Source organism: Sulfuricurvum sp. MLSB (assembly GCF_000747095.1).
Lineage (GTDB): Bacteria > Campylobacterota > Campylobacteria > Campylobacterales > Sulfurimonadaceae > Sulfuricurvum.
This window is the reverse complement of the sequence record NZ_JQGL01000023.1, coordinates 1-23,995: the sequence shown is the minus strand read 5'-3', so window position 1 is coordinate 23,995 and position 23,995 is coordinate 1. Positions and strand designations below refer to the sequence as shown.

23 protein-coding genes, 1 tRNA gene and 1 pseudogene are annotated in these 23,995 nt (G+C 52.3%); 15 read left to right on the top strand and 10 right to left on the bottom strand.

Annotation, left to right across the window (positions count from 1 at the left end; all coding sequences use genetic code 11):
- Positions 1–40: 40 nt before the first annotated feature.
- A complete protein-coding gene (locus JU82_RS03000) occupies positions 41–1,642 on the bottom strand; it encodes an FAD-dependent oxidoreductase (RefSeq protein ID WP_037946314.1) in 1,602 nt (533 codons plus the stop codon).
- A gap of 88 nt (positions 1,643–1,730) precedes the next feature.
- On the opposite strand from JU82_RS03000, the gene JU82_RS02995 reads away from it, so the two are divergent.
- Positions 1,731–2,636, top strand: coding sequence for an AEC family transporter (locus tag JU82_RS02995; protein ID WP_294892060.1), 906 nt, complete (start codon positions 1,731–1,733; stop codon positions 2,634–2,636).
- Here JU82_RS02995 and JU82_RS02990 read toward each other — a convergent pair.
- The 3 genes from JU82_RS02990 to rpsU form a co-directional block, all read right to left on the bottom strand.
- Complete coding sequence (locus JU82_RS02990) at positions 2,619–3,554, bottom strand: D-2-hydroxyacid dehydrogenase (protein WP_037946312.1); 936 nt, start codon at positions 3,552–3,554, stop codon at positions 2,619–2,621. The two genes, JU82_RS02995 and JU82_RS02990, sit on opposite strands and share 18 nt — an antisense overlap.
- 4 nt (positions 3,555–3,558) lie before the next feature.
- Positions 3,559–4,722: a formate-dependent phosphoribosylglycinamide formyltransferase gene (gene purT / locus JU82_RS02985; RefSeq protein WP_037946310.1), complete on the bottom strand. Its 1,164-nt coding sequence runs from the start codon at positions 4,720–4,722 to the stop codon at positions 3,559–3,561.
- Positions 4,723–4,830: 108 nt separating this feature from the next.
- Complete coding sequence (rpsU, locus tag JU82_RS02980; RefSeq protein WP_037946308.1) at positions 4,831–5,043, bottom strand: 30S ribosomal protein S21; 213 nt, start codon at positions 5,041–5,043, stop codon at positions 4,831–4,833.
- 86 nt (positions 5,044–5,129) lie between these two features.
- Here rpsU and dnaG point away from each other — a divergent pair, with 86 nt between their 5' ends.
- Positions 5,130–6,773, top strand: a complete 1,644-nt coding sequence (dnaG, locus tag JU82_RS02975) for a DNA primase (RefSeq protein ID WP_037946306.1) — start codon at positions 5,130–5,132, stop codon at positions 6,771–6,773.
- 10 nt (positions 6,774–6,783) lie between these two features.
- Complete coding sequence (locus tag JU82_RS02970; RefSeq protein WP_037946304.1) at positions 6,784–7,755, top strand: argininosuccinate synthase domain-containing protein; 972 nt, start codon at positions 6,784–6,786, stop codon at positions 7,753–7,755.
- A 1-nt stretch (position 7,756) separates the two neighbouring features.
- Here JU82_RS02970 and JU82_RS02965 read toward each other — a convergent pair whose 3' ends face one another.
- Entirely contained in the window at positions 7,757–8,020 is a 264-nt protein-coding gene (locus JU82_RS02965; RefSeq protein ID WP_294892059.1) for a heavy metal-associated domain-containing protein, read from the bottom strand.
- A 123-nt stretch (positions 8,021–8,143) separates the two neighbouring features.
- Between JU82_RS02965 and JU82_RS02960 the strand changes: the two genes are divergently transcribed.
- Together JU82_RS02960 and JU82_RS02955 are read left to right on the top strand one after the other, a co-directional pair.
- The gene (locus JU82_RS02960; protein ID WP_037946302.1) at positions 8,144–8,833 is read left to right on the top strand and encodes a sulfite exporter TauE/SafE family protein; all 690 of its coding nucleotides are present in this window, start codon (positions 8,144–8,146) and stop codon (positions 8,831–8,833) included.
- Between the two features lie 49 nt (positions 8,834–8,882).
- Entirely contained in the window at positions 8,883–9,305 is a 423-nt protein-coding gene (locus JU82_RS02955; RefSeq protein WP_037946300.1) for a hypothetical protein, read from the top strand.
- Here the strand turns inward: JU82_RS02955 and JU82_RS02950 are convergent.
- Entirely contained in the window at positions 9,302–9,877 is a 576-nt protein-coding gene (locus JU82_RS02950; protein WP_037946298.1) for a hypothetical protein, read from the bottom strand. The genes JU82_RS02955 and JU82_RS02950 overlap by 4 nt on opposite strands.
- Before the next feature lie 127 nt (positions 9,878–10,004).
- On the opposite strand from JU82_RS02950, the gene JU82_RS02945 reads away from it, so the two are divergent.
- Positions 10,005–10,080: transfer RNA gene (locus JU82_RS02945), tRNA-Ala, on the top strand.
- Between the two features lie 51 nt (positions 10,081–10,131).
- On the opposite strand, the gene JU82_RS02940 is transcribed toward JU82_RS02945, so the two are convergent.
- A complete protein-coding gene (locus JU82_RS02940) occupies positions 10,132–12,714 on the bottom strand; it encodes a cation-transporting P-type ATPase (protein ID WP_037946296.1) in 2,583 nt (860 codons plus the stop codon).
- 90 nt (positions 12,715–12,804) lie between these two features.
- Here JU82_RS02940 and JU82_RS02935 point away from each other — a divergent pair, with 90 nt between their 5' ends.
- Together JU82_RS02935 and JU82_RS11625 are read left to right on the top strand one after the other, a co-directional pair.
- Positions 12,805–13,335, top strand: coding sequence for a hypothetical protein (locus tag JU82_RS02935; RefSeq protein WP_294892056.1), 531 nt, complete (start codon positions 12,805–12,807; stop codon positions 13,333–13,335).
- A 6-nt stretch (positions 13,336–13,341) separates the two neighbouring features.
- Positions 13,342–14,007, top strand: a complete 666-nt coding sequence (locus tag JU82_RS11625; RefSeq protein ID WP_294892055.1) for an energy transducer TonB — start codon at positions 13,342–13,344, stop codon at positions 14,005–14,007.
- An 8-nt stretch (positions 14,008–14,015) separates the two neighbouring features.
- On the opposite strand, the gene JU82_RS02925 is transcribed toward JU82_RS11625, so the two are convergent.
- The 3 genes from JU82_RS02925 to pstS form a co-directional block, all read right to left on the bottom strand.
- On the bottom strand, positions 14,016–14,405 hold the full coding sequence (locus tag JU82_RS02925) for a hypothetical protein (RefSeq protein ID WP_037946294.1): 390 nt from the start codon (positions 14,403–14,405) through the stop codon (positions 14,016–14,018).
- Between the two features lie 98 nt (positions 14,406–14,503).
- On the bottom strand, positions 14,504–15,886 hold the full coding sequence (locus JU82_RS02920; protein ID WP_037946292.1) for a hypothetical protein: 1,383 nt from the start codon (positions 15,884–15,886) through the stop codon (positions 14,504–14,506).
- Positions 15,887–16,135: 249 nt separating this feature from the next.
- Positions 16,136–17,137 carry a phosphate ABC transporter substrate-binding protein PstS gene (gene pstS, locus JU82_RS02915; RefSeq protein ID WP_037946290.1) on the bottom strand — a complete coding sequence of 334 codons (1,002 nt, stop codon included), beginning with the start codon at positions 17,135–17,137 and terminating at the stop codon, positions 16,136–16,138.
- A 139-nt stretch (positions 17,138–17,276) separates the two neighbouring features.
- Between pstS and JU82_RS02910 the strand changes: the two genes are divergently transcribed.
- The 7 genes and pseudogenes from JU82_RS02910 to pstB all read left to right on the top strand — a co-directional run bounded on the left by JU82_RS02910 (position 17,277) and on the right by pstB (position 23,923).
- Positions 17,277–17,948: a PhoU domain-containing protein gene (locus JU82_RS02910; RefSeq protein ID WP_037946287.1), complete on the top strand. Its 672-nt coding sequence runs from the start codon at positions 17,277–17,279 to the stop codon at positions 17,946–17,948.
- Positions 17,949–17,967: 19 nt separating this feature from the next.
- Complete coding sequence (locus JU82_RS02905; RefSeq protein WP_037946285.1) at positions 17,968–18,642, top strand: response regulator transcription factor; 675 nt, start codon at positions 17,968–17,970, stop codon at positions 18,640–18,642.
- Entirely contained in the window at positions 18,636–20,051 is a 1,416-nt protein-coding gene (locus JU82_RS02900) for an ATP-binding protein (RefSeq protein WP_037946283.1), read from the top strand. The genes JU82_RS02905 and JU82_RS02900 overlap by 7 nt, the downstream gene beginning before the upstream one ends.
- Complete coding sequence (locus tag JU82_RS02895) at positions 20,048–21,421, top strand: HD domain-containing protein (RefSeq protein ID WP_294892050.1); 1,374 nt, start codon at positions 20,048–20,050, stop codon at positions 21,419–21,421. The genes JU82_RS02900 and JU82_RS02895 overlap by 4 nt, the downstream gene beginning before the upstream one ends.
- Before the next feature lie 69 nt (positions 21,422–21,490).
- Positions 21,491–22,292, top strand: a pseudogene (locus JU82_RS02890) (PstC family ABC transporter permease).
- Entirely contained in the window at positions 22,289–23,134 is an 846-nt protein-coding gene (gene pstA, locus JU82_RS02885; RefSeq protein WP_037946281.1) for a phosphate ABC transporter permease PstA, read from the top strand. Before JU82_RS02890 ends, pstA begins: the two are co-directional and overlap by 4 nt.
- A 3-nt stretch (positions 23,135–23,137) precedes the next feature.
- Complete coding sequence (gene pstB, locus JU82_RS02880) at positions 23,138–23,923, top strand: phosphate ABC transporter ATP-binding protein PstB (RefSeq protein WP_037946279.1); 786 nt, start codon at positions 23,138–23,140, stop codon at positions 23,921–23,923.
- Positions 23,924–23,995 lie beyond the last annotated feature (72 nt).

Below are 23,995 nucleotides of genomic sequence, written 5' to 3'. Positions count from 1 at the left end.
TTCTCTTCATCATCTTCAAAATCATCATCTATATTTTGGTCTATTGCATAAAATCGGCACATAATACCCCGTCCTCTTTCCATGTGATTGTGTGAGCTCCGAACATCTGATCATTGCGCGCGGGGGCGTCGATGCGGTAATGCGCTCCGCGGCTCTCGACGCGGCTGATCGCACTGACGACAATGATTTCAGCCAGCTCGACCTTGTTTCCGAACTCGATAAATTCGACCAGATTGGTATTGCAGACTTTCGACTTGTCGCGCGGCCCCATAAAGGGGAGTTCTTTTTGCATCTGGCGAATCGCCCCCAGCACCGCCTTAAGCCCCATGTCATCACGCACAAGCCCGACGTTATTGTAGAAAATGTTCGCCAGCATCTCCTGCTTTTGGTAAAAGTCGATCTGATTGGTGAAATACATGACGCCACGGACAAAGTTTTGATCTTTCGCAAACTGCGTGTTTTCCAAATCGGGAGCGGGATGCCGGGTTCCGTATTCACTTGCATTTTTGCCGCATTCGCGTCCATAAACGACCAGTTCAAGGAGTGAATTGCCTCCCAGACGGTTGGCTCCGTGGGTTTTGTGGTTGGCACATTCGCCGACGGCGAAAAGCCCCTGCACGCAACTCATGCACGATTCATTCACCTCGATTCCCCCCATGCTGTAATGGGCGGCGGGCTTGATCGGGATCAGCTCGTGCACCGGATCGATCCCCTCGTAAATTTGGGCGAGCTTGCGCTCTTGGGGGAGCTCATGATCGACAAACGATTCTCCCAGATGGCGGATATCGAGATACACTGCGCCGCTTGCAGCCAGCTCGTCGTGTATCGCCCGTGCCACCACATCACGCGGAGCCAACTCGTCGGTAAAACGCTCATTCTGCGCATTCAGGAGATACCCACCCGCACCGCGAGCGCTCTCAGAGATCAAAATCGAGGAACGCTTGAGTGCCGTCGGATGGAACTGGATAAACTCCATATCGGCCAGTTTTGCCCCCGCACGTACCGCCGCCGCCAATCCGTCTCCCGTCGCTTGAACCGAGTTCGTCGAGTGCTTGCCGTAAATATTGCCGTATCCGCCGGTAGCGAGGATCACCGCATCGGCACGGATCTCTTCGACTTCGCCTGTCTCGATGTGCAAAAACGTCGCTCCCAGCACCCGGTTCGATTCGGGATCGACGATCAGATTCAGTAAAAACCGCTCGTTTTTAAACGTTATCCCCGCTTTCAGGCACTGATCGTACAGCGTATGCAGAAGTTTAAGCCCCGTGTAATCCTGCGCGTAACAGGCACGCGCGGCCGAAGCGCCTCCCAGACGGCGGCGGGCGATTTCGCCCGATTCGTCGCGGCTGAAAGGCAGCCCGATCGCGTTGCACCAGCGCACCGCATCCGCGGCGTTGTCGCACATGAACGCGATCCGGCTCTCTTCTCCCAGACCGGCAGACGAGCGCAGCGTATCCTCTATATGCTTCTCGACGCTGTCGTCTTCGCCCAATACGGCGTTCATTCCCCCCTGCGCCATCGAGGTCTGCGAACGGGTCGGCAGGCTTTTGGAAGCGACGACGACCTCTGCGCCCGCTTCGAATGCCGACAATGCACTCACCAACCCTGCACCGCCGCTGCCGATAATCAATACTTTTGGCATCGTTTGACTCCTTATTGCCGCGATTGTACCCGAACACCCGTTAGCCGAGACTCAAAAAGATTGACTAATTTTTTGGATAAAATAAACTATGCAAACCCTGTTCTCAATCCTCGGAATCTATCTTTTCATCGCCGTCGGTTTCGGGGCGAAATGGGCGTTCAAAGAAAAAATAGACGACCGTACGATCACACTGATCAGCGTTTATTTTCTGCAAATATTTCTGACCTTCTGGGGATTGCTCAAACGCCCCATCGATACCGGACTGCTCTTTGCTCCGACGCTGTATCTCGGAATCACCCTTCTATCGCTGCTGTTGATGATTCCGCTGGCTCGGATGCTGTTCACGGACACCAAAGAGCGCTCCATCGCGACCGTCGCCGCGCTGATCGGAAACACGGGAAATCTCGGCGTACCTCTGGGGATCGCCGTATTCGGGGAAGAGAGCGTGCCGTATACGACGCTGATCAATCTCGTCAATGTCTTTGTCGTCTATACCGTCGGGGTCTTTTACTATTCGCGCGGCGAATTCAGCGTGCGCGGTTCGCTCATGAACATCCTCAAGCTTCCGGTCCTGTGGGCGGCGCTTGTCGCGATTGCTCTCAATCTGATCCATTACGTCCCCAGCCCCGCCGTCGACAAAACGCTGATGATGGGAGCGTATGCGTCGATGACGATGCAGCTGGTGCTGTTCGGGATTTATCTCTACGGGATTAAAATGACCGAAATCAATCTTCGCCTCACCGCATGGGTGGGAAGCACCAAATTTCTTCTGATACCGCTCCTGACGTTTATCGTCTTGCAATACGTCGAGATGGAACCGATGATCAAGGGGATTTTGTTTTTGGAGCTGTTAGTGCCGCTGGCCGTTGCGAACGTCAACCTCGCATCGCTGTACAACTGCGCTCCCCGCACCGTGACGGTGCAGGTGTTTCTCACCTCGGTAGCGTTTTTGGGGATTGCCCTCGTTTTGCCGGCGTTATTGCGGCTGTTTTAAAAAGGTACGGATATTCTCGGCCGTTGCCGCGATCAGACGTTCGCGCGCTTCGCGTGAGGTCCATGCGATATGAGGCGTCAGGTAAAGGCGTTCGGGGTGCTGAACGCTCAGGAGCGGATGGGATTTTTTCATCGGTTCCTGTGCCAAAACATCCAGTCCGACGTAGATCGGCTTGACGTCGATAATGACCGACAACGCGTCCTCATCGACGATGCCGCCCCGCCCGAGATTCAGCAAAACGGCCCCGTCTTTCATCTGCAGCAGTTCGGAATGGGAGATGAGGTTCTGCGTTTGGGCATTGAGCGGCGCATGGATCGAGATCACATCGCTGTTTTCGACCAGACGCGAGAGCGTCGTTTGCTCGAACTCCTCGCTCACGTTTTTGCCCGACGTCGAGTAATACCACACCTCGGCCCCGAAAGCCTTCGCGACACGGGCGACATTGCACCCGATCTCGCCCAGCCCGATAATCCCCCATTTTTTCCCGCGCAGTTCGCTAAACGACGGTCCGATATGGGCGAATACCGCCTCTTTCTGCCACTCTCCCGCTTTGACGTATTCGTCGTAATAGCGCGAATGTCCCATCAGGTAAAAAAGGAGGCTGAACGTGTGCTGAACAACGGAATCCGTCGAATATCCCGCGACGTTTTTGACCGTAATCCCCCGCCGTGCCGCCGCATCGTGATCGATATTGTTCATCCCCGTCGCCGCGACGCAGATAAGCTTGAGTGCGGGTGCGGCTTCCATCACGGCGTCATTAATCACGGCCTTGTTCGTCACGATCACCTCGGCGTCGCGGACTCGTTCCGCAGTCTCTTCGGGAATCGTCGTTTGATAGACGGTGACGTCGCCGAGCGTTTTAAAAACCTCTAACGACGTATCACCGTACGTTAGCGCATCCAGTATTGCAATCTTCATCCGCTTACGCGTCCTTGATTTTCTTGATCAGCTTCTTCGCTTTTTTGAGCGCTTTGGACGCTTTGTCCAGGACGAGCAATACCGCCATGCGGCGACCTGCGTGCGATTCGGGTTTTCCGAATACGCGCACGTACGTTTTTTCGTCGAAAAGCTCGTCGGCGACATCGATCACCGGAAGCTCCGACTCGGTTTCGGATTTGAACGCCGCGCTCGCCCCTTCGCCGTAGAAGGTAAACCCAAGAGGCAATCCCAGTACGGCGCGTACGTGCAATGCAAACTCGCTCTGGCTTTGGGTGATGAGGGTCACCATCCCCGTGTCGTGCGGGCGGGGACTCACTTCGCTGAAATAGACCTCATCGCCTTTGACGAACAGTTCGACGCCGAAAAGCCCTTTGCCGCCCAGCCCGTCAGTGATCGTTTTGGCAATTTTTTGAGAGCGCTTGAGGGCCTTTTTGGACATCTCCATCGGCTGCCAGCTGAAAACGTAGTCGCCCCCTTTCTGGATATGGCCGATCGGTTCGCAGAAGACCGTTTCATTGCCGTTGCGGGCGGTGAGAAGGGTGATCTCGTAGTCAAACCGGACGAACTCCTCGACGATCAGCTCGCTTGCGTCGCCGCGCGCCTCTTTGGCGATTTCCCAAGAAGCCGGAAGGTCCTCGCGGGTGCGGGCGATGCTTTGTCCGTGTCCCGAAGAGCTCATGACCGGTTTGATGACGCACGGGAATCCGACGTCTTCGGCCGCTTCGCACAGCGCCTCGTAGGTACTAACGAAATGGTAACGGCTTGTTTTAAGCCCCAGATCCTCGGCGGCGAATTTACGGATGTTTTTGCGGTTCATCGTTTTGTTGACCGCTTCGGCATTGGGGATAACGCAAAACCCTTCCGCTTCCGCTTCAAAGAGCGCATCGATGCTGATCGCTTCGATCTCAGGGAGAATGAAATCGGGCTTCTCTTTGCGGATCAGTTTGAGCACCGCCTCTTTGTCTTGCATGTTCACCACATGGGACCGATTGGCAACGAGGTGTGCCGGAGCATGTGCGTAACGGTCGACGGCGATCACTTCGATCCCCAAACGCTGTGCTTCGATAGCGACCTCTTTACCGAGTTCGCCGGAGCCTAACAACATGATTTTTTTCGAATTGCTTTTAAGAGGTGCGCTAAAGAGCATGGATTGAGCCTTGCGTGTAAATTGGTATCGCAAGTGTAACACACGGTTTTTAAAGGGAGGGTTATTTGGAGGAGAAGAGGTGTAATCCAAGCGCCGAAGCGCTTGAAATTACAGGCGTGATTCGTAACGTCGCATCATGTACAGACGTTTCAGCATCTTTTTGCGAGCGCTGATTTTGAACTGCTTGCGCTTTTCGGTCTCGGTAACGTGGTTACGGCGAGCACGAGCTTCAGTAACAACCAGATTACGATCTGTTTGTTTCTTGAAACGGCGGTAAGCGGCATCAAAGTTATCATCTTGGCGTAAGATAATACCAGGCATGCAATCACCCACTTTCTATTTAAAATTTTGAACGCGAATTATAGCATAAATATTTACCTAAAGCACCATTACGCTAAAATAGTTTCATGATTACCCAAGACTCCATAGATGCCCTCAAAGCGCGTCTGGACATCGTTGATGTCGTCGGTTCCTATGTCGAACTCAAACGTGCAGGCTCCAGCTTTAAAGCCCCGTGCCCGTTTCACGATGAAAAGTCCCCTAGTTTCGTCGTCAATCCCGCACGTCAGACCTATCATTGTTTCGGATGCGGAGTGCACGGAGATTCGATCAAATTCGTCATGGAGTACGAAAAGCTCAACTATCCCGAAGCCATCGAAAAACTCGCGGCTTCAACCAACTTCACCCTCCACTACACCGAGGGCGGCTCTCAAAAAAAACGTTCCAACCTCTTGGAGACCCTCAACGAGTGGTACCAGAAACTTTTCGAACAAAACCGCACCGCGCAGGAGTATCTGAACGAACGGGGCATTTACGCTTCCAGCATCGAGCGCTTCGGCGTCGGCTATGCCCCCGCTTCGTATGAGACGATCCGTTTTTTGGAACAACGGCGCCTCCCGACGGCCGAAGCATTGGAGCAGGGTGCGCTGGGAAAAGGGGAAGACGGGAAGCTCTTTGCCCGATTTATCGAACGGATCACCTTTCCGATCCATTCGCCCAGCGGAGCCATCGTCGGGTTCGGAGGACGGACCATCACGGGGCATCAGGCCAAATACGTCAACTCCCCGCAGACGGCATTGTTCAATAAATCGCGCCTCCTGTACGCCTATCATCTCGCCCGAGACACGATCTTCCGCCGCCGCGAGATCATCGTCACCGAGGGATACCTCGACGTCGTGATGCTCCATCAGGCGGGGTTCACCCATGCCGTTGCGACGCTGGGAACGGCGCTGACCGCGGAGCATCTTCCTCTGCTGCGCAAAGGAGAGCCGAAAATACTGCTCGCCTACGACGGCGACAAAGCGGGAAGGGCCGCGGCGCTCAAGGCCTCCAGACTCCTCAGTGCGAGCGGATTTGACGGAGGGGTGGTCTTGTTCGAAGGGGGCCTGGACCCCGCCGATATGGTCAAAAACGGCGAGATTGAACAGCTCGGCGCCCTTCTGCGCCGTCCGATCCCTTTTATCGAATTCGTCATCTCCGAAACCATCGCCCTCTACGACCTGCGCGATCCCAAGGCCAAAGAAGCCGCCTTGCACGAATCCGTCGGTTTTCTCAAAACCCTCTCTCCTCTCCTGCAAGAAGAGTACCGTCCCTATCTCGCCTCAAAGCTGGGGGTTTCTCCTTCGCTGATCCGAATAGGCCAAGGGAAAAACGCCGCCGCTCAACCGATCAATTTTTCCCACCACGACGTCTGGGAGCTGAGTCTGACCAAAACCCTTTTGGAACGTCCCCATATCATCGATTCACTTCTTGATTTCATCGATCCCACATTGCTCCAATACCACGGCAACGAATTCGAATCCGCCTTGCGGGGAAATACGGACGATCCTCGCCTCAGCGCCCTGCTGATGGACGATCGAATCCGCTCTTTTGAAGGGGACGAGGGGTTGAAACAGGAGCTTATAACGTTCTTAATAACCCATTACAACCGGGAACTCAAAAAAGTCACAACCCAAAATTCGGTATCATTCGACCAAAAGTCGTATTTGATACGTCAATACCGCGATAAAATCGGACGCCTCAAAAAAGGGGAACTGGTACCGCTGGGATAAAAGGAAACACATGAAAGCCATAGCACTCTTCAGCGGGGGATTGGATTCGACACTCGCGATGAAACTGATCATCGATCAGGGAATCGAGGTGATCGCCTGCAACATCAACACGGGATTCGGATCGACCAAAGACCGTCTGGCACACATGCAAAATATGTGCGCGCAGGTAGGAGCGGAGTTTCGCAGCGTCGATATCCGCGACGAATACATCCGTGAAGTGCTGTTCACCCCGAAATACGGCTACGGCAAGCATTTCAACCCCTGTATCGACTGCCACGCCAAAATGTTCGAGGTAGCCAAACGGCTTATGGAAGAGTGGGGAGCAAGCTTTCTCATCAGCGGCGAGGTGCTGGGACAGCGCCCGATGAGCCAGAACCGCGAATCGCTGGACAAAGTTCTTAATATGAGCAATTGCGGAGGGCTGCTGCTGCGCCCGATGAGCGCCAAATCGCTTGAACCGACCATAGCCGAAACCAACGGCTGGGTCGATCGCGAAAAGCTTGAAAATATCGTCGGGCGTAATCGCGACCGCCAGATGGAACTGGCAGAGCAATTCGGCCTAACCGATTACGAAGCTCCCGGAGGGGGATGCCTCCTTACGGACGAGCATTTTTCCCGTAAAATCCGCGATTTCATCGCGCACGACACGTTCGAGATTGCCGATATCCCGACACTCAAATACGGCCGCCAACTCCGGCTTCCGGAGGGAGCCAAGCTGATCATCGGGCGCAATGCCGAAGAAAATGAAAAGCTTTCTGAAATCGAAAACCCCAAATATCTCCACGTCACCACGGAGCTCATCGGCCCCCGCTCCCTGATTACCGAAACGGCAACCGATAACGACAAAACATTGGCGGCAAAACTGATTCTGGCCTATTGCAAAGCGGGATTTGAAGGGGAGCAGACGCTCGATTTCGGAGGTGTGCCGCTAACGACCGTTAGCGACCTCGGACGCAATGACGCCCAAAAGTATATGATTTGACTTATTTGGCGACTTTACAGCCGTAACCCGCCTGTTTGATCGCGTCGCACATCGCTTCGGGTTTGGCCGAGTCGTCCGCTTTTACTTCTGCACGTCCGTCTTTGAGATACACGCTGCTCTCTTTGACCCCCTTGACCCCTCCGAGTGATTCTTTGACGTTTTTCACACACGCCGGGCAGGTCATACCGCTGACATTGAGTTTAACCAGCTGGTCGGCCTGAGAGAAAGCCGCCAGTGCGACAAGGGAAAGAAGAACTTTTTTCATTCGCGTATCCTTTAAATGTTTTCATGCTATTGTTTCATACGATTGTTAAAAGAACGTTAATTTTACTAAACTTAACGGTTTTGTAACAAAGAAAATCCATAATGTTCATAAAAAGGTTTACGGATGAACGGTATCGAATGGTGGCTGATTATCTCGATTGCGTTTGCGGGCAGTTTCGGCCACTGCATCGGGATGTGCGGCGGATTTATCGTCGCTTACAGCTCCACGAAAATCGATGCGTCAATGAGCCGGACCGCGCAGTTTGTCCGGCACGGAGCCTACAACATCGGACGGGTCAGCTCCTACGTGATTCTGGGGATGATTTTCGGCGCGATCGGATCGCTGTTTGCCCTGAGCATGGAGATGCATGGCGCGCTCTTTATCTTCGCCGGAATCGTCATGATCGTTACGGCGTTGGGAATGTTCGGCCTCTCTTCGCTGATCCATGCGCTGGAGAGGGGCTTTTCGTCCAATACCCTCTTTAAAACCCTCTTTTCCCGCCTGATCAAAAGCAAAAGCATCGGCAGTTTTTTCGCCCTTGGGGTGATGAACGGCTTTTTCCCCTGCGGATTCGTCTTTTTCTTCGCCGCCAAAGCGGCCGCATCGGCGTCGATCGTCGAGGGAGGGCTCATTATGGCCGCATTCGGCCTGGCCACCGTTCCGACACTTCTGGCGTTGGGGCAATCGGTCAGCTTCTTCAAAGAGATCGCTTTCCGCCAGACCATGAATCGGATCGCCGCTTTGGCCATTTTGTTGTACGGCCTCTACAGCGTCTATTACGGTTTGGCCTACTTTATCGATTTGCCGATGTAAAACGCAACTTTACGTTATACTGTTTGGAGATTTTTTTCAAGGAGTCAGTATGGCGGGAGTTATGTTTTCATTTTATGATTTTTCGGCGCTGGTAGAGCTCAACATCGGGCTTGCCGATAGGCTGAATGAAAACCGGTCGGAGAGTTTTGCGGTCATGTTCTATGACTTTTCGCAGGTCATCCCCGAAACCGTTGAACCGACGCTGAGCACTTTGCTGCGTACATCCGATTCTCTGGTCCACTTCGACCACTCCTACTTCGTGGTCATGCCCTACACCGACCGCTATGGAACGGGCGTCGTCAAAAACATGGTTGATGCGTCATTCGGAACAAACGTCCCTGCTGTTGCGGTATGCTACCCTGCCGACGGGGAGAGCGCATTGGAGTTGCTCGAAGCGTTGCACGCCAAAGCGAAAAAGCAGTTCGGAGTCGATCTCGACTGTCTCTACAGCGCGATCAACAAAGAGCCCTAACGCTGCTGCATCGCCACCGCTTTAAAAGAGTAGTACGGAGAGGTTTTGTAATACTCGATCGCATCGTGAATGTCGCTTTTGCGCGCCAGATTGCGATCATAGAGCATAACGGTTGTCGGACAGACGACTGACGGTTCGACACGTTTTTGCGATTGTTCAGCCGCTACGGCAACCTCTTTGGGCTTCTCGACCGCCGCTTCCGTTTTAGCGGCAACGGCAGTCACGTTGGCCTGCGCTTTGGTTGGCTGCACGTCGGTTTTGGCGACGGTGACTTCACATCCTTTCGGAACCGTCCGCACGACCGGACGCACAAAGGCATCCTTGGCGATTTTCTTCGCTTTGGCGAGATCGGCGCGTGCTTTTTTAGCGCTGTCGTACCGACCGACGGTCACAATATTACAGCTCCCCTCTTTTTTCGTGACACTTCCAAGCGCGCTTTTCTCTACTTTTTTCTCAAACGCGGGAGTGATGGAGTTCTCTTTTTTGGCACTGATCGTCTGAATCGTAAATTCATCCGCGCTCAACGCTACGCCGGCAACACCGATAATGATTGTAAGGGCTAGTTTCTTCATGTTTTGTATATCGGCACAAACGTCTTAAAACTTTATTTTTCGGTTTACTTTTAGGCGGCAAATCCGTTTTTGATGTTCCCTTGACATTTGCGGACGCACACCCTATAATTTCCGTTCCAAAACTTTTGGGCCCTTAGCTCAGCTGGGAGAGCGCGTCGCTGGCAGCGACGAGGTCAGCGGTTCGATCCCGCTAGGGTCCACCATTCGCTTCCACATTTAACCATCAACCCCTTATTTTATTCACATCAACCGTTTTACCGTCCGTAACGCAGCAACGCTTTCCGTCCCTCTTCGGCCAAAATCACAGCCGGAACGATCGCAACGACTCCCGCCCAATAAACCGGTTCAAACAAAGCCGTCCCGAAAATATCACTCAGCACCGGCAGAGCGATAATCAGCCCCAAGATCACCAGCTCCGAGAAAACGCCCCACCAATAATAAGGATTGCTCCCCCATCCCAGCATCCGAACCGATTCGCGTTCGCTTCGGCACGAGAGGCCGTGTCCTATTTGCGCGAAAACGATCGCGGCAAATGTCAGCGTCGTCGCCTGCAGATACAGCGGATTGTTCCAGGAAAGATCTTGACCCCAGTTCCACCCGTGCCCGTACAGATAAAGAAAGAAAACGCCCATCGACAACACCGCGCTAAGCAGCCCCAGAAATCCGAATGCCCGCAGATACACGCCAAAAGTCAATATCGGCTCTTTACGGCTGCGCGGCCCCTTGTTCATCAACCCCTTGTGAGGCGGTTCCGCCCCCAAAGCAAGCCCCGGAAGGATGTCGGTTCCCAAATCAATCGCCAGCACCAGAGGAACCGGCAGAGCAAGCGGGATCCCCAGCCAGAAAAACAGAATGTAGGGAACCGCTTCGGGAACATTGCTGGCGAGCATGTACGTGATGAAGCGGCGGATGTTTTCATACACGGTTCTTCCTTCTTCGATCCCTTTGACAATCGTTGCGAAATGGTCATCGATCAGTATCGCATCGGCGGATTGCTTGGCCACATCGGTTCCCGAACCCATGGCGATTCCGACATCGGCTTTTTTGAGGGAAGGGGCGTCATTGACCCCGTCCCCGGTGACGGCAACGGTTTCTCCCATCTCTGCAAGCAGCGACACGATCATCAGCTTTTGTTCGGGAGAGACGCGCGCAAATGCATGATTTTTTTTCAATAGCCGCTTGATTCCCTCCTTGGGAAGCGTCTCGAGGTGCTCTCCGGTCAATACGTCCTCGGCCGACGCAATGATCCCGGCCTGAAATCCGATCGCTCCCGCCGTGATCGGATGATCCCCCGTCAGCAGCAACAACCGGATTCCTGCCCGATGACATTTGGTGACCGCATCGGCGATGTCGTCTCTCAAAGGATCTGCAAGGGTAACAAAATCAATAAATATCAACGACTCTTCCGCTTCCTTCCGGGAGGTCGGCTCGCGCTCGCATCGTTTGCGGGCGAGTGCTATGATTCGGTACCCTTGCGCGGCCATCTCATCATGTTTGCGCATCCACTCCGCACGTTCGTCCGTCCCCATTTTTTGGCCGTCTCCGTCCCTGTCGCACAGCCCCAAAACAATCTCGGGTGCCCCTTTGCAAAAAACGACAAATCCGCTCTCTTCCCGGTGGACCGTACTCATCCGTTTGAGGTGATAGTCAAAAGGATATTCAAGTATCATCGGCCGCTGTGAGCGGCGAATCTCGGGATCGACGTAGCGGCTCGCGAACCGGAAAAGCGCCTGATCGAGAGCATCCCCGCGATCCGCATCGGCACGGTTGCAGAGCACTATCGCGTCGATGAGTTCGGGCACCGGCGTGTCCGTCCCTTCCTGCAGAGCCGCGACTTCCATTGAGTTTTGGGTGATTGTCCACGTCTTATCCGTCGCAATGACCGTGACGGCCCCCAAATTTTCAATGACGGAAAGGCCGTTGACCAAAAACCCTTTCGAGGCCATCCGCCGAGCACCGAACGCCAATGCCAGCGTCACCGTCGGCAACAGCCCCTCCGGGATCATAGCGACCAGAACACCGAGCGAAAACAAAAACGCTTTCCATAAATCCGATCCTCCCGCCCCCGCCATCACGATAAAACTGAGGGCAATGGCAAAAGAGATCAACGCGACGACTTTGGAAATGTGCGCGATCTCTTTTTGAAGATGCCCGATTCCGGGTGTCACCTCCTGCGTGAGCATTGCGATTCCGCCGTAACGGCTTGCTTTCCCGGTTGCGTACACCACACCGACCGCTTCGCCTTTAACGATATACGTTCCCGAATACAGAATGCTTTTGGGATGAGCGCTTCCGACGCTATCGACGGATACCATCTCGCTTTCTCCGCTCAGCGTGCTCTCGTTCACCCATACGTCGAATGCGCTCAGCACATACAAATCGGCAGGAACCTTGTCGCCTTCTTTGAGCACGACGATATCTCCGCATACCAGCTCTTCGGCCAAAACGCTTCGTTCAACGCCGCCGCGCCGGACCGTCACTTTCAGAGGGAGAATTTTTCGAAGCGCTTCGAGACTTTTCTCGGTACGAAACTCCTGATAAAATCCGAATGCGCCGTTCAAGACGATGACAACGACAATCGCCCACCCGATAGACCCCATATTGGACGCAGGATCAAACCACGCCGCCAGAAAACTGATCGCGGCGGCAACCCACAGCAGCAATGCGAAAAAATGGGTAAATTGGAAAAGCAGTTTGAACTGCCAGGGACGGGAGGAAAGCTTCGGCAGTATATTCGGCCCCGTTTCGACAAGTCTCTGGGCCGCTTCCGCGCCGCTCAACCCGTTTTCCGTTGTCTCCAATGCCGATAAAATCTCTTCGCGCCGAAGTGTTTTCATCTTTCTATCGTAGCATAATTGTTTTTCATATTAATATTTTTGCAGGCAACTCCCACTATAATAACAGATCATTATCCAAAAAGGGTTTTCATGCCGTTCAAACCGTCCGTAATTCTTGCCTCTTTGTTCTTGTCAGCTTCGTTGGCGCTCGCAGCCCCTGCAACGCTCGCTACCGTCAACGGCAAAGCAATCACAACCGCCGATGCGAATCTCTTCGTTTCCAAAGTGATGCCCGGGATGAGCTTTAACAAACTCGATCCTAAAACAAAACGTCAGGTTGTCGATCAGCTTGTCAATCAAGCCCTCATCAGAAATCAGGTGATTAAAAGCGGTATCCAAAGCACTCCCGCATTTAAAGCGCAGTACGCGGCACTCAAAGACGATTTGGCCGTCGATATGTGGATGAAGCAGCAGATGAACAAAATCACGGTAACCGATAAAGAGGCCAAAGCGTTTTACGATGCCAACGGCGACAAGATGAAACAAGGGGAGAAAAAACTCCCGTACGAAAAAGTAAAAGCGGATATCGTTAACTTTATCAAACTCGAAAAGTTCAAAGCAATGATGAACAAAACGACGGAATCGCTCCGCGCAGCATCCAAAGTCGAAGTAAAACTCTAAGACGCCGTGCATTATTCTCGATCACTCGGCGCGTCCCTTTCACTCCACGTTCTTGTGCTTGCCATCGCGTGGGGGACATTCAACACTCTCAAAACCACTACGAGCACAGAAAAACGCGTTGCCGTATCGCTCAGGACGTACCTGCCCCAAAGTGCCTCGGAGCAGCCCGCACCTGTGGTTCCCGCACCGCCGGCCGCGGCACAGCCTCAGCCTCCAAAACCTCTTGCCGTCTCTAAAGTGCCCGAGCGTCCTTCGCCCGTCCAAACCAAATCCGCCGCTGTTGCGGCACCTGCGGTTCCTACACCGTCGACACCCGCGCTAAAAGCGGCTCCGCCTGCGGTCGCGGCGGAACCTGTACGCAAAGAAGTGAAAGCGGCTCCGCCGCCGGAAAAAAACTATGAAGAAGAAAATCTGGGGCAAATTCGTACGATTTTGGCCGAGCGGCTCAAATACCCCAAAAATGCCCTGCGTCTCAAACAGCAGGGCGAAGTAAAGCTCACCTTTACGCTCCATCCCTCCAAAGAGGTCAGTGCCCTCTCCGTTATCCAAAGTTCAGGCTTTGAGATGCTTGACAACGCCGCTCGCGACCTCATCCTCGCCACATCGGACGAATTCCCAAAACCTTCCAAACCGGTACAGATCACCGTCCCGATCGGCTACAAACTCCGCTAACGCGATTGTTATCCCCGCGCAGCCAATCCTGCTCTCAGGGCGTGCTCGATTTCGCTGTCGTACTTCGGGTTTATCTGACGCAGCGTTCTCTCAAACCGCAACACGATTTTCGAGTCGGCACGGGGATGAACGCACAGCGATTGCATAAGACTCTGATAGGTCGGAAGCGTATGAGGAGAGATGGTCCCGAAGCTCTCCAACAGCATCCCTACTGCGCGGTAAAGTTCCGCACGGCTTGCTGAGCGCTTGCGGATAACCGCGCTTAGCGATTCAAACGTCTCGATGGGTTCTATGGAATCATTGCTGTCGCGCGATCGTCCTACCCAGACATAGATAAATACCAGCGCGATAAGTAAAAACAATAATCCAAGAAGCGTAAGTACCAGCGGTGTTTGCATGAGCGTTGTCCGTAAGTGTGTTTCGGAGATTGTAGCATAAATTGGAATTTCCCCGCACATGCGGGGAAAAAAGAGAAGAAGAACAAAGCGTTAGGAAATTACCATTTCACTTCGGTAGTTAGCATGTATACATCTTTTGATTCGCCGGTATCGCCTGATCTGGCAGCTACTTTTGAATCTTCTTCGTCAATGAATTTCGCCGAACCGATGAAGCTCACATTCTTATTATATTTGTACGCCAAACCGGCAATGATCTTGTCACCTTCGATTTTAGACGTCATAACGCCATTCAGATCGGTTTCGATTTCGTAGTTATCATAACGTCCGATAACGGTCCAGTCCTGAATCGGGCGGTATTCGGCATTGATCGACCATCCCGTGTAATCTTTTTTATCGAATGACGTAGCGATATCTTCGGTACGTGCTTTATCTTTCGCCGTAAAGTATTGACCCGCAATCAGGAATTCAGGCTGGTTGTACACCGCATGGATACCGTAAAAGCTGCGGTCGTATTCGTTTTTGTCGTTGACGCCGCCGAGATCAACGTCATTGTCTTTATGATTGTTCGAGATCAAACCGTAGGTCGAAATGTTGGCATACGTATCTTTTGTACGGTCATTTTTACCCACTTTTGTGCCGTCGCCGAGAATATGCCCCGTCAAACGCCACTCAACCGAAAGCTGACTTGAGTTTTCCTGGTTGGCCGCTTCTTTGTCCGCGTGGTAACCTTCCCCGTTGAAGAGTCCGATTTCAGAACTAAACATGTCGGTCTGCGTTTTGAAGTTCATCCCGAAGTCAGCCGAGTTGACAAGGTCGACACCCGATTCGGTGGCTGTCCCTTTTTCTTCCAGCATGACTTTATTGAATGCGCGGTAATGCCATGCATTGTGCTCTTCGTAGTCGATCCACGGACGGTGTACGATACCCATTTCTACGCCCGTGTACGGAAGCACTTTATCCAAATAGAGGTATGCGTATTTGACGAATACGTCCGCGTATCCTTTATTCTGGGCTCCGGTCGCCGCATCGGAAGCCAATTCTTTTGTGGCGTCCAAAGTCACGCGAAAATAGTCTTTATCGTTGAAGTACCCTTTGACCTGTACGTAGTTGCGGCGCATTTCAAATCCTGACGAACGCCCCTGATAGTTTGAGTTGCTGGTTGCCGAATCGACTTTTGTCGACGGATCCACGCTTGTAAATCCGAGGTAATGCGTTCCGCTGAATTCAAGCGTTTTTGCTTTGGATTTTACATTGACATATTTAGACATTTTGTCTTGGTATTCAGACCCTTTTGATTCGATTTCGCGAAGTTGCATATCAACTTCTTTTGCACTTACGAAATCACCCATCTCCACACGGCCTTCACCCGGAGTCGTAAACACTTGCCCGGTTTTAGGATCACTATAGAGGGTCAACGCATCCGCTGATGCAACGCCACTGATCATCGCCGCAGCAAGGGCTGATAATGCAACTTTTTTCATTAAGAATCACTCCTATGTTTTTTGTAGTGTCATTGTAGAAAAAACAGATTACGCCAATGTTACATTACACGACGATTACGAGAAGGAAAATGGATAAAAAACCAAGCCCGAACGCATACGCAAGGACGGACTTGAAAACTTAAGGATTGTGAAGAGGGAGAGATGAAACGGATGGGCCGTGTTAGGGCACCTCTAAAGGCACCGAATGCTTTTAGAGGTGCCCGCCCGAAAAGGCGAAGCAGGGAAAGCTTATTTAGTTTCCGCCCAGTATTGGCGAACAAGGTTCGTCGTTTCGACCGGAAGGGCGATGTAGCCGAGTTTTTCAGCCGCTTTGTCGCCGTTGCGGAACGAATAGTCAAAGAATTTGATCACTTCGGCGTTCACTTCGGCTTTCTCTTTGGGCATCAGGATGAACGTTGCCGCGACGATCGGATAGGTCGCATCGCCGTCTTGCATAACGAGTGAGCTGAAAAAGTGGTCTTTTTTGCTCCATTTAGCCTGTTTGACCGCATTTTGGAACGTAGCCGTACGGGCGCTTACCCATTTTCCGCTGGCGCTTTGGAGCGTTGCGGCAGAGAGGTTGTTTTTCTCTTTGTAGGCATTTTCGATGTAACCGATCGAATACGGGGTTTGTTTGATGATATTGGTCACACCCTCATTCCCTTTTCCGCCGACGCCGGTTGCCCAGCCGATCGCTTTACCGACACCGAATTTGCTTTTCCACATTTTAGAAGACTCACTCAGGTAGTCGGTGAAAACGTGCGTTGTCCCCGATCCGTCAGAACGGTGGGCTACGATGATTTTTTGCGCAGGGAGGTTGATCCCAGCATTGTCCGCCGCGATGGCCGGATCATTCCACATCGTGATCTTGCCGGCGAAGATGTCGGCAACAACACTGTTTTTGAGTTTTAATTTTTCATCCGCAACACCCGGCAGGTTATGCGCTACGACAATCGAACCGATAACGGCCGGGAATTGGGTTAGTTTGGCTTTATCAAGCTCTTTCGGCGTCAACGGAGCATCCGTAGCACCGAAATCAACGATACGCTCTGAAACCTGCTTGATACCGCCGCCGGATCCGATAGACTGATAGTTGACGCGCGTTTTGGTCGCTTTTTGGTAGTTGTACGCCCAATCGTAATAACATGGAGCCGGGAATGTCGCTCCTGCGCCGTTGATTTTATCAGCAGCGATCATTGAAGTCGCAGCGATGGCCGCGATGACTAAACCTTTGGTAGCTTTCGTTAGCATCTTGATGTCCTTGGTGTTTTGATGGTGCCATTGTAAAACCGCCGGATAACAAAAAGATTACAAGCTGCCGGCTCTTTGTAATCGCACTGTTATAAATGGGCGCTACAATCGCGCACCAATTCCTGTCCAAAGGTTAGTTATGTTACCACGCTATGAAAACAAACTCAGTGAAATTCGCTCGATGATTTCAGCCCTTTTGCTGCAAATCATCCGCACCAGCGAAGATACCCTTCATGCGTTTGAAAATCACGATACCGCATTGTACGAAAGCGCGCGAATCCATCTGAAGAATCTCCAAAGCGATGCAAATAAAATCGATAATGAAATTATCAAAACGTTTGCACTGTTCGGCCCCGAAGCCGATGAACTCCGTTTGCTTGTCGCCTATCTGAAAATGACCAATGAGCTCGACCGCATCGGAGACGGCATGCGCAAATACGCCCGCCGTCTTCAGGAACACTGCGCCGGAGAGTGCGATCTGAGCGTTTTGACCGGTGCCATGATCCAGCTGCATAAAACGACGCTCAATGCGCTACAATACATTTACGAGTGTTTGGAAGCCAAAGAAGTCTGTGACGCCGAAGATCTGTACCGTAAAGTGATGGTCGAAGAGTCCAAAAACGACGATCTCTTTTCTATAATGGAAAAAGAGCTTTTGACTCTTATCATCAAATCGGGCGAACTTTCAGTCGAATACGTCAAAGTACTCGGAACGCTCCGCAAGCTCGAGCGTTCGGGTGATCGTGCCGTTAATATCGCTGCGCTGCTCCTCTACGCACAAAAAGGCGGAGAGCTGCATATTTACAACTAACACCATGAGGAAACCGTACGTGGACGCACTAATACTGATCGTCGAGGATGAGCAGGATATTCTGGAGCTGATGGAGTACCATCTGGGTAAAGAAGGATTCGAAACCATCGGTTTTCTGAATACGAAACGGGTGCAGGAGGCACTGGAAGAAGAGAACGTCGATCTGATTTTGATGGATCGCAATCTTCCCGGTGCCGAAGGAAGCGAATTTGTCGACATGCTCCGCAAAAAAGGGGTTCAGACCCCCGTTATCTTTGTCAGTGCCAAGCACAAAGATGAAGATATCGAGCAGGGGTTTGAGCGGGGAGGAGACGATTACATCACCAAGCCGTTCAGCATGAAAGAGCTTGTCCTTCGGGTACGCGCCATTTTGCGCCGCACCAAAAAACTCTCGATGGAAGGGTCGCTCGTGTACCGGGATATGTCGCTCAACCTGGCAGCCAGAACCCTCACCATCGAAGGGACCCCCGTTGAGCTGACCAAGCTCGAATTCGACCTTCTCCACGCACTGATTGCCAATCAAAATGTCGTGTTAGACCGCGATTATCTCCTCGAACACGTGTGGAGCGGGGACGAAATATATCAGGAGCGAACCGTCAATGTCGCCATCAACCGTCTCAAAGAAAAAATAGACCCTGACAAAACCAAAGATTACATCAAAACCGTACGAGGAGTCGGATACACCCTGTGCTGAAAATCCATCAACTCTTTTTTCTCAATGTCCTCGGCCTTTTTGTCGCAGCACTGGCCATCGCCTCGCTGATCAGTTTTTTTACCCTCAAATCAATGATCATCGAAGACGGAAAAGTCCAATTGTTGCGGGGCATCGAATTATTGGAAGTTCCCGTCTCCGAAACCGGAAATTTCGACCGTTTGGCGGCTCAAACGGCTAAAAAAACAGGCTACCGCGTCACGATCATCGCCGAGGACGGCACCGTTATCGCCGAAAGCGATACCGACAAAAAAACGATGGAAAATCATCTGAATCGTATCGAAGTGATGCATTCGATGAGCGCGTCCTACGGTATGACCGTCCGGTATTCCGAAACCCTTAAAACCGATTTCATCTACATCGCCAAAAAAATAACAACCCACAAACATCAAACCCTTTATCTCCGCCTCGCGATGAGTCTCAAAAACGTTATGGACCATTTTTACGCGTTATGGATCAAATTTTTTGCGGCGTTTGCGATACTGACGATCATCGCACTGGCAATCGCCTATAACATCTCCAAAAAAGCGCGCTACGACATCGTCCAGATCACCCGCTATCTGGACGAAATATCGGCCAAAAACTACAGAGCGGTTCTCAAACCCGAGTATTTCCGCGAATTTCTACAAATCTCGATCATGCTGAAAAATCTGGTCAAAAAGCTCCATAACCGCGACAAACAAAAACGCAAACACACCGCGAAGCTGCGGCTGATCAACAAACAGCAAAACGATATCCTCTCGGCGATCAGCCACGAATTCAAAAACCCGATCGCCGCGATTATGGGATACGCCGAAACGCTGCACGACGATCCGGAAATCGATCCGAAAATCCGTGAAAAGTTTCTGGACAAAATCATTACCAATACCCACAGGGTGACGCTGATGCTGGACCGCCTCGCCCTTTCCGTCAAACTTGAAAACAACGATCTCTCGATTAAACCTTCCGCGTTTGACATAGGCGAAGTATGTGCCGAGATCGTATCCCTTCTGCAGGCAAAATATCCTGACCGAAAAATCGTCTATAACGGTATTTCCAAAACGGTGTTTGCCGATAAAACAATGATCGAACTCGTCATCACCAACCTCATCGACAACGCCCTTAAATATTCCGAAGAGGAAGTAACCCTCTCGCTCACCCAAACCGCTATTTCGGTGAACGATAAAGGGATCGGGATCGCCCCGGCGGAACTCGACAAAATCACGTCCAAGTTCTACCGTGTCCAAAAAAACCGATGGGACAATTCGATGGGGCTGGGACTCTCTATCGTCAGCTACATTCTCAAACTTCACGACACTATACTGAACATCGACAGCACGCTCGGCATCGGCTCAACTTTTAGTTTTCCCCTCGAAAACTTTGTTGAAAAATCCAAAAAGCCAAGCAAATGATCCCGCTTTCCCCTCCCCTTGCCTCATTGATCGAACATCTTTGGGCCTCAGGGATCAAGCCGATTCTGGTCGGAGGATTTGTACGCGACCATTTCACCCGAAACCAAAACCCCGATATCGACATCGAACTCTACGGCGTAACGTCATTGGAAACCCTGGAAGCACTTTTGAAACCGTTCGGACGCGTCAATCTGGTCGGTAAAAGTTTCGGGGTTCTCAAACTCTCGTATGCAGGCTACCACCTCGATTTTTCTCCTCCCCGCACCGAGTCGAAACGGGGATTCGGGCACAAAGGTTTTGAGGTTTCGTGGCACAGCGACATCGATTTCGCCGCGGCGGCGAGGCGGCGTGATTTTACGATCAACGCGATCGGTTACGATCCCATAACACACACGTTTCTGGACCCCTACGGCGGAATCGGGGATCTTGAACGCAAGCGGCTTGCGTGCGTCGATCCCGAAACGTTTGTCGACGACCCGCTTCGGGTCCTCCGTGCAATCCAGTTTGCCGCCCGGTTTGAACTCGAATACGACGAAATGCTTTTGCGGCTGTGCCGCACCATGATTGCGCAAGGGGCATTGAATGAACTCCCAAAAGAGCGGATTTTTGAAGAGCTCAGAAAGCTCCTCCTCAGCCTCCGCCCATCTTTGGGCCTGACATTGCTCAAAGAGATGGGAGGCCTTTCGTTTTTTACGCCGCTCGACCAACTCGAATCAACGCCGCAGGATTACGCTTCTCATCCCGAAGGGGACGTATGGACGCATGTCCTGATGTCGGTCGACGTCATGGCGTCACGACGCAGCGGTGACGCCAAACGGGATCTGATCTTGATGTTGGCGGTGTTGCTGCACGACATCGGAAAGCCCCAGACAACCGTTATCGAAAACGGCAAACTCAATGCGCCCCATCATGCCGAAGTCGGGGTGGAACTTGCCCGCTCATGGCTGCTCAACGTAACCGATGACAAATCGCTGATCGAAGCGGTACTCCCTCTTGTCCGCTATCACGGATGGCCTCGCAAACTCTACCGTGCCGATGCCGACGAGTGTGCCATCCTCCGCCTGAGCACGCACGTGTGCATTGACGACATGATCCGCGTCGCCGAAGCCGATTTTTTCGGCCGCGCTTTCCTCGGCGATACCCCCGGAACCTTTGATGCCGGAGAATGGCTGCGCAATCGTGCCCAAACGCTTGGGGTTTTATTCGCTCCGCCCAAGCCGCTGCTGATGGGTCGGGATTTAATCGAAGCCGGAATGACACCCTCCGAAGCGTTCACACCTATCCTGAATGCCGCATTCGAAGCTCAGCTGCACCGTAAAATCACGACCCGCGCCGAAGCCCTTGAATGGCTCTCTGAGCACCTCTCGTAACAAAGTTGTAATCATCGCGTAATACAATTGCCTCCATTTTTCAGGGATATCCCCTTTGCAAGGCAATGTATGATCGATAGAATCTTTCACAACATGACCCGTTTCAGCGCACTGCTGATCCTTTTCATCGTCGCATGGATTTTTGTCGTCTTATTCGAGCATTCGACCGAAGCGATGAACGCTTTCGGGTTCGATTTCATCACGAAAGACGAGTGGGCTCCCAACGTTGACAAGTTCGGAGCTTTCGCGGCCATCTTCGGTTCGGTCGTTTCGACGTTTCTGGCGATGCTCATCGCCATCCCCGTCGCGATCGGGGTCGCTATTTTCCTCAGCGAAATTGCTCATGACAAAATCAAAGGATTTTTCGGCGTGAGCGTCGAACTCCTCGCCGCCATCCCTTCGGTTATCTACGGTATGTGGGGGCTTTTTTACTTCGTCCCCATCATCCGCGACCTTTTCGGCGGCATGGGGATCGGGCTGCGTGACGCGCGACGCGATGAACACCACCCCCGATATTCTCAAAGAGTCCGCCTACGCGCTGGGCGGAACGCAGTGGGACGTCATCAAAGACATCATCATCCCTTACGCCAAAGCGGGGATCATCGGTTCGCTTATTCTGGCTCTGGGACGGGCGATCGGGGAGACGATGGCGGTCACATTCGTGATGGGGAATGTCCACCATACCCCAAGTTCGATTCTCGATCCGACGACGTCCATTCCGGTTACGCTGGCCAACGAATTCACCGAAGCCGATTCGTCACTCTATTTCTCAAGCCTTTTCGGGTTGGCACTGACGCTTCTGATCATGAGTTTCGTCGTCATCGCCGTCGCGAAATTCTACTTTTTACGTAAAGTGAGGAAAGGACAATGACCTCAACCCAAAAACGGATTTTGATCAACCGCATCGCGTTATCCTTCTCGACGCTGAGCGCCGTTGTCGCGCTGGGCTTTTTGTTCTGGATTTTGTGGATTCTGGTCAGCAACGGGATCAATGCCCTGAATCTCACGATCTTCACGATGGAAGGGGCGCCTCCGGGATACGCAGAGAGCGGTCTTAAGCACGCCCTCGTCGGGCAACTGATCCTCGTAGGCCTTGCCACGCTGATCGGTGTTCCGCTGGGAATCATGGCGGGAACGTATCTCAGCGAATACGGCAAAAACTCCAAACTGGCACATACGATCCGCGATATCAGCGACATCATGATGTCGGCCCCCTCGATCGTAATCGGGGCATTCGTGTATGCCGTCGTCGTTATGCCGATGGGGCATTTCAGTGCCTGGGCGGGAGCGATCGCATTGGGTATCATTATGATTCCGATCATTTTGCGCACGACCGATGACATGCTCCAGCTGGTGCCCGGCACGCTGCGCGAAGCGGCATTTGCCCTCGGCGCACCGAAATACAAGGTGATCATGGATGTCGTCTACCGCGGTGCCAAAGCAGGGATTTTGACGGGAGTGCTGCTGGGAATCGCCCGCGTCGGAGGAGAAACGGCACCGCTGCTCTTTACCTCGTTCAATGACAACTTTTTCACGACCGATCTGAACGCCGCGATGCCTTCATTGACCGTGACGATTTTTAACTATGCGATCAGTCCGTACGAAGACTGGCAGCAGCTTGGATGGGCCGCCGCATTCATCCTTTCGATGTTCATTTTGGGACTCAATATTCTGGGACGACTGATCTTATTCTACGGAAAGAAAAGGAAATAATTTATGGCAAGTATTATTGATATTAAAGACGAATGCGCACTGCACGTACGCGATTTTGAATTTACGTACAAAGGAGCGGAAACTCCCAGCCTCAAAAAAATCACGATGCCGATCGCCAAAAATGCCGTAACGGCGCTGATCGGACCCTCAGGATGCGGCAAAACGACGCTGCTACGCTCGTTCAACCGGATGCACGATCTGTATCCCGGCAACGACTACAAAGGGGAGATCGAATTCGAAGGACGCAACATCCTCGAATCCAAAGAAGATTTGATCCATTTGCGGACCAAAATCGGGATGATCTTCCAAAAGCCGACGGCGTTTCCCATGTCGATTTTCGATAACGTCGCGTACGGTATGAGACTTCAGGGGATTAAAAATAAAACCGAACTCGAAGGCCGTGTCGAAAAAGCGCTCAAAGACGCCGCATTGTGGAAAGAGGTGCAGGATCGTCTCAAACATGACGCCAACGGCCTCTCCGGCGGTCAGCAGCAGCGTCTGTGCATCGCCCGCGCCATCGCCGTCGAACCCGAAGTGCTTTTGTTCGACGAACCGACCTCCGCGCTTGATCCGATCTCGACGCAGGGGATCGAAAAGCTGGTCATCGAACTCAAAGAGCGCGTCTCGATCATCATCGTTACCCACAACATGCAGCAGGCGGCGCGGGTAAGCGATTATACGGGATTCATGTATTTGGGAGAATTGATCGAGCTGGGGCACACTGAAGAACTCTTCGTCACCCCGAAAGAAAAACTGACGCAGGAATACATTACCGGAAAATTCGGTTGATAAAGGGCAGCGCCCTTTTTTTATTTCTCTTTGACCATTGTTTCGCCGTCGATTTCCACAACCGTATGGACG

What these genes read in the sequence shown, in the direction of transcription:
- JU82_RS02940 (WP_037946296.1), bottom strand. Translation starts at nt 12,714, where the DNA reads ATGAAAACACTTCGGCGCGAAGAGATTTTATCGGCATTGGAGACAACG.
- pstA (WP_037946281.1), top strand. Translation starts at nt 22,289, where the DNA reads ATGACCTCAACCCAAAAACGGATTTTGATCAACCGCATCGCGTTATCC.
- pstS (WP_037946290.1), bottom strand. Translation starts at nt 17,137, where the DNA reads ATGCTAACGAAAGCTACCAAAGGTTTAGTCATCGCGGCCATCGCTGCG.
- JU82_RS02955 (WP_037946300.1), top strand. Translation starts at nt 8,883, where the DNA reads ATGGCGGGAGTTATGTTTTCATTTTATGATTTTTCGGCGCTGGTAGAG.
- JU82_RS02990 (WP_037946312.1), bottom strand. Translation starts at nt 3,554, where the DNA reads ATGAAGATTGCAATACTGGATGCGCTAACGTACGGTGATACGTCGTTA.
- JU82_RS02910 (WP_037946287.1), top strand. Translation starts at nt 17,277, where the DNA reads ATGTTACCACGCTATGAAAACAAACTCAGTGAAATTCGCTCGATGATT.
- JU82_RS02935 (WP_294892056.1), top strand. Translation starts at nt 12,805, where the DNA reads ATGCCGTTCAAACCGTCCGTAATTCTTGCCTCTTTGTTCTTGTCAGCT.
- JU82_RS02895 (WP_294892050.1), top strand. Translation starts at nt 20,048, where the DNA reads ATGATCCCGCTTTCCCCTCCCCTTGCCTCATTGATCGAACATCTTTGG.
- dnaG (WP_037946306.1), top strand. Translation starts at nt 5,130, where the DNA reads ATGATTACCCAAGACTCCATAGATGCCCTCAAAGCGCGTCTGGACATC.
- JU82_RS02920 (WP_037946292.1), bottom strand. Translation starts at nt 15,886, where the DNA reads ATGAAAAAAGTTGCATTATCAGCCCTTGCTGCGGCGATGATCAGTGGC.
- JU82_RS03000 (WP_037946314.1), bottom strand. Translation starts at nt 1,642, where the DNA reads ATGCCAAAAGTATTGATTATCGGCAGCGGCGGTGCAGGGTTGGTGAGT.
- JU82_RS02960 (WP_037946302.1), top strand. Translation starts at nt 8,144, where the DNA reads ATGAACGGTATCGAATGGTGGCTGATTATCTCGATTGCGTTTGCGGGC.
- rpsU (WP_037946308.1), bottom strand. Translation starts at nt 5,043, where the DNA reads ATGCCTGGTATTATCTTACGCCAAGATGATAACTTTGATGCCGCTTAC.
- JU82_RS02950 (WP_037946298.1), bottom strand. Translation starts at nt 9,877, where the DNA reads ATGAAGAAACTAGCCCTTACAATCATTATCGGTGTTGCCGGCGTAGCG.
- JU82_RS02965 (WP_294892059.1), bottom strand. Translation starts at nt 8,020, where the DNA reads ATGAAAAAAGTTCTTCTTTCCCTTGTCGCACTGGCGGCTTTCTCTCAG.
- purT (WP_037946310.1), bottom strand. Translation starts at nt 4,722, where the DNA reads ATGCTCTTTAGCGCACCTCTTAAAAGCAATTCGAAAAAAATCATGTTG.
- JU82_RS02925 (WP_037946294.1), bottom strand. Translation starts at nt 14,405, where the DNA reads ATGCAAACACCGCTGGTACTTACGCTTCTTGGATTATTGTTTTTACTT.
- JU82_RS02995 (WP_294892060.1), top strand. Translation starts at nt 1,731, where the DNA reads ATGCAAACCCTGTTCTCAATCCTCGGAATCTATCTTTTCATCGCCGTC.
- pstB (WP_037946279.1), top strand. Translation starts at nt 23,138, where the DNA reads ATGGCAAGTATTATTGATATTAAAGACGAATGCGCACTGCACGTACGC.
- JU82_RS02970 (WP_037946304.1), top strand. Translation starts at nt 6,784, where the DNA reads ATGAAAGCCATAGCACTCTTCAGCGGGGGATTGGATTCGACACTCGCG.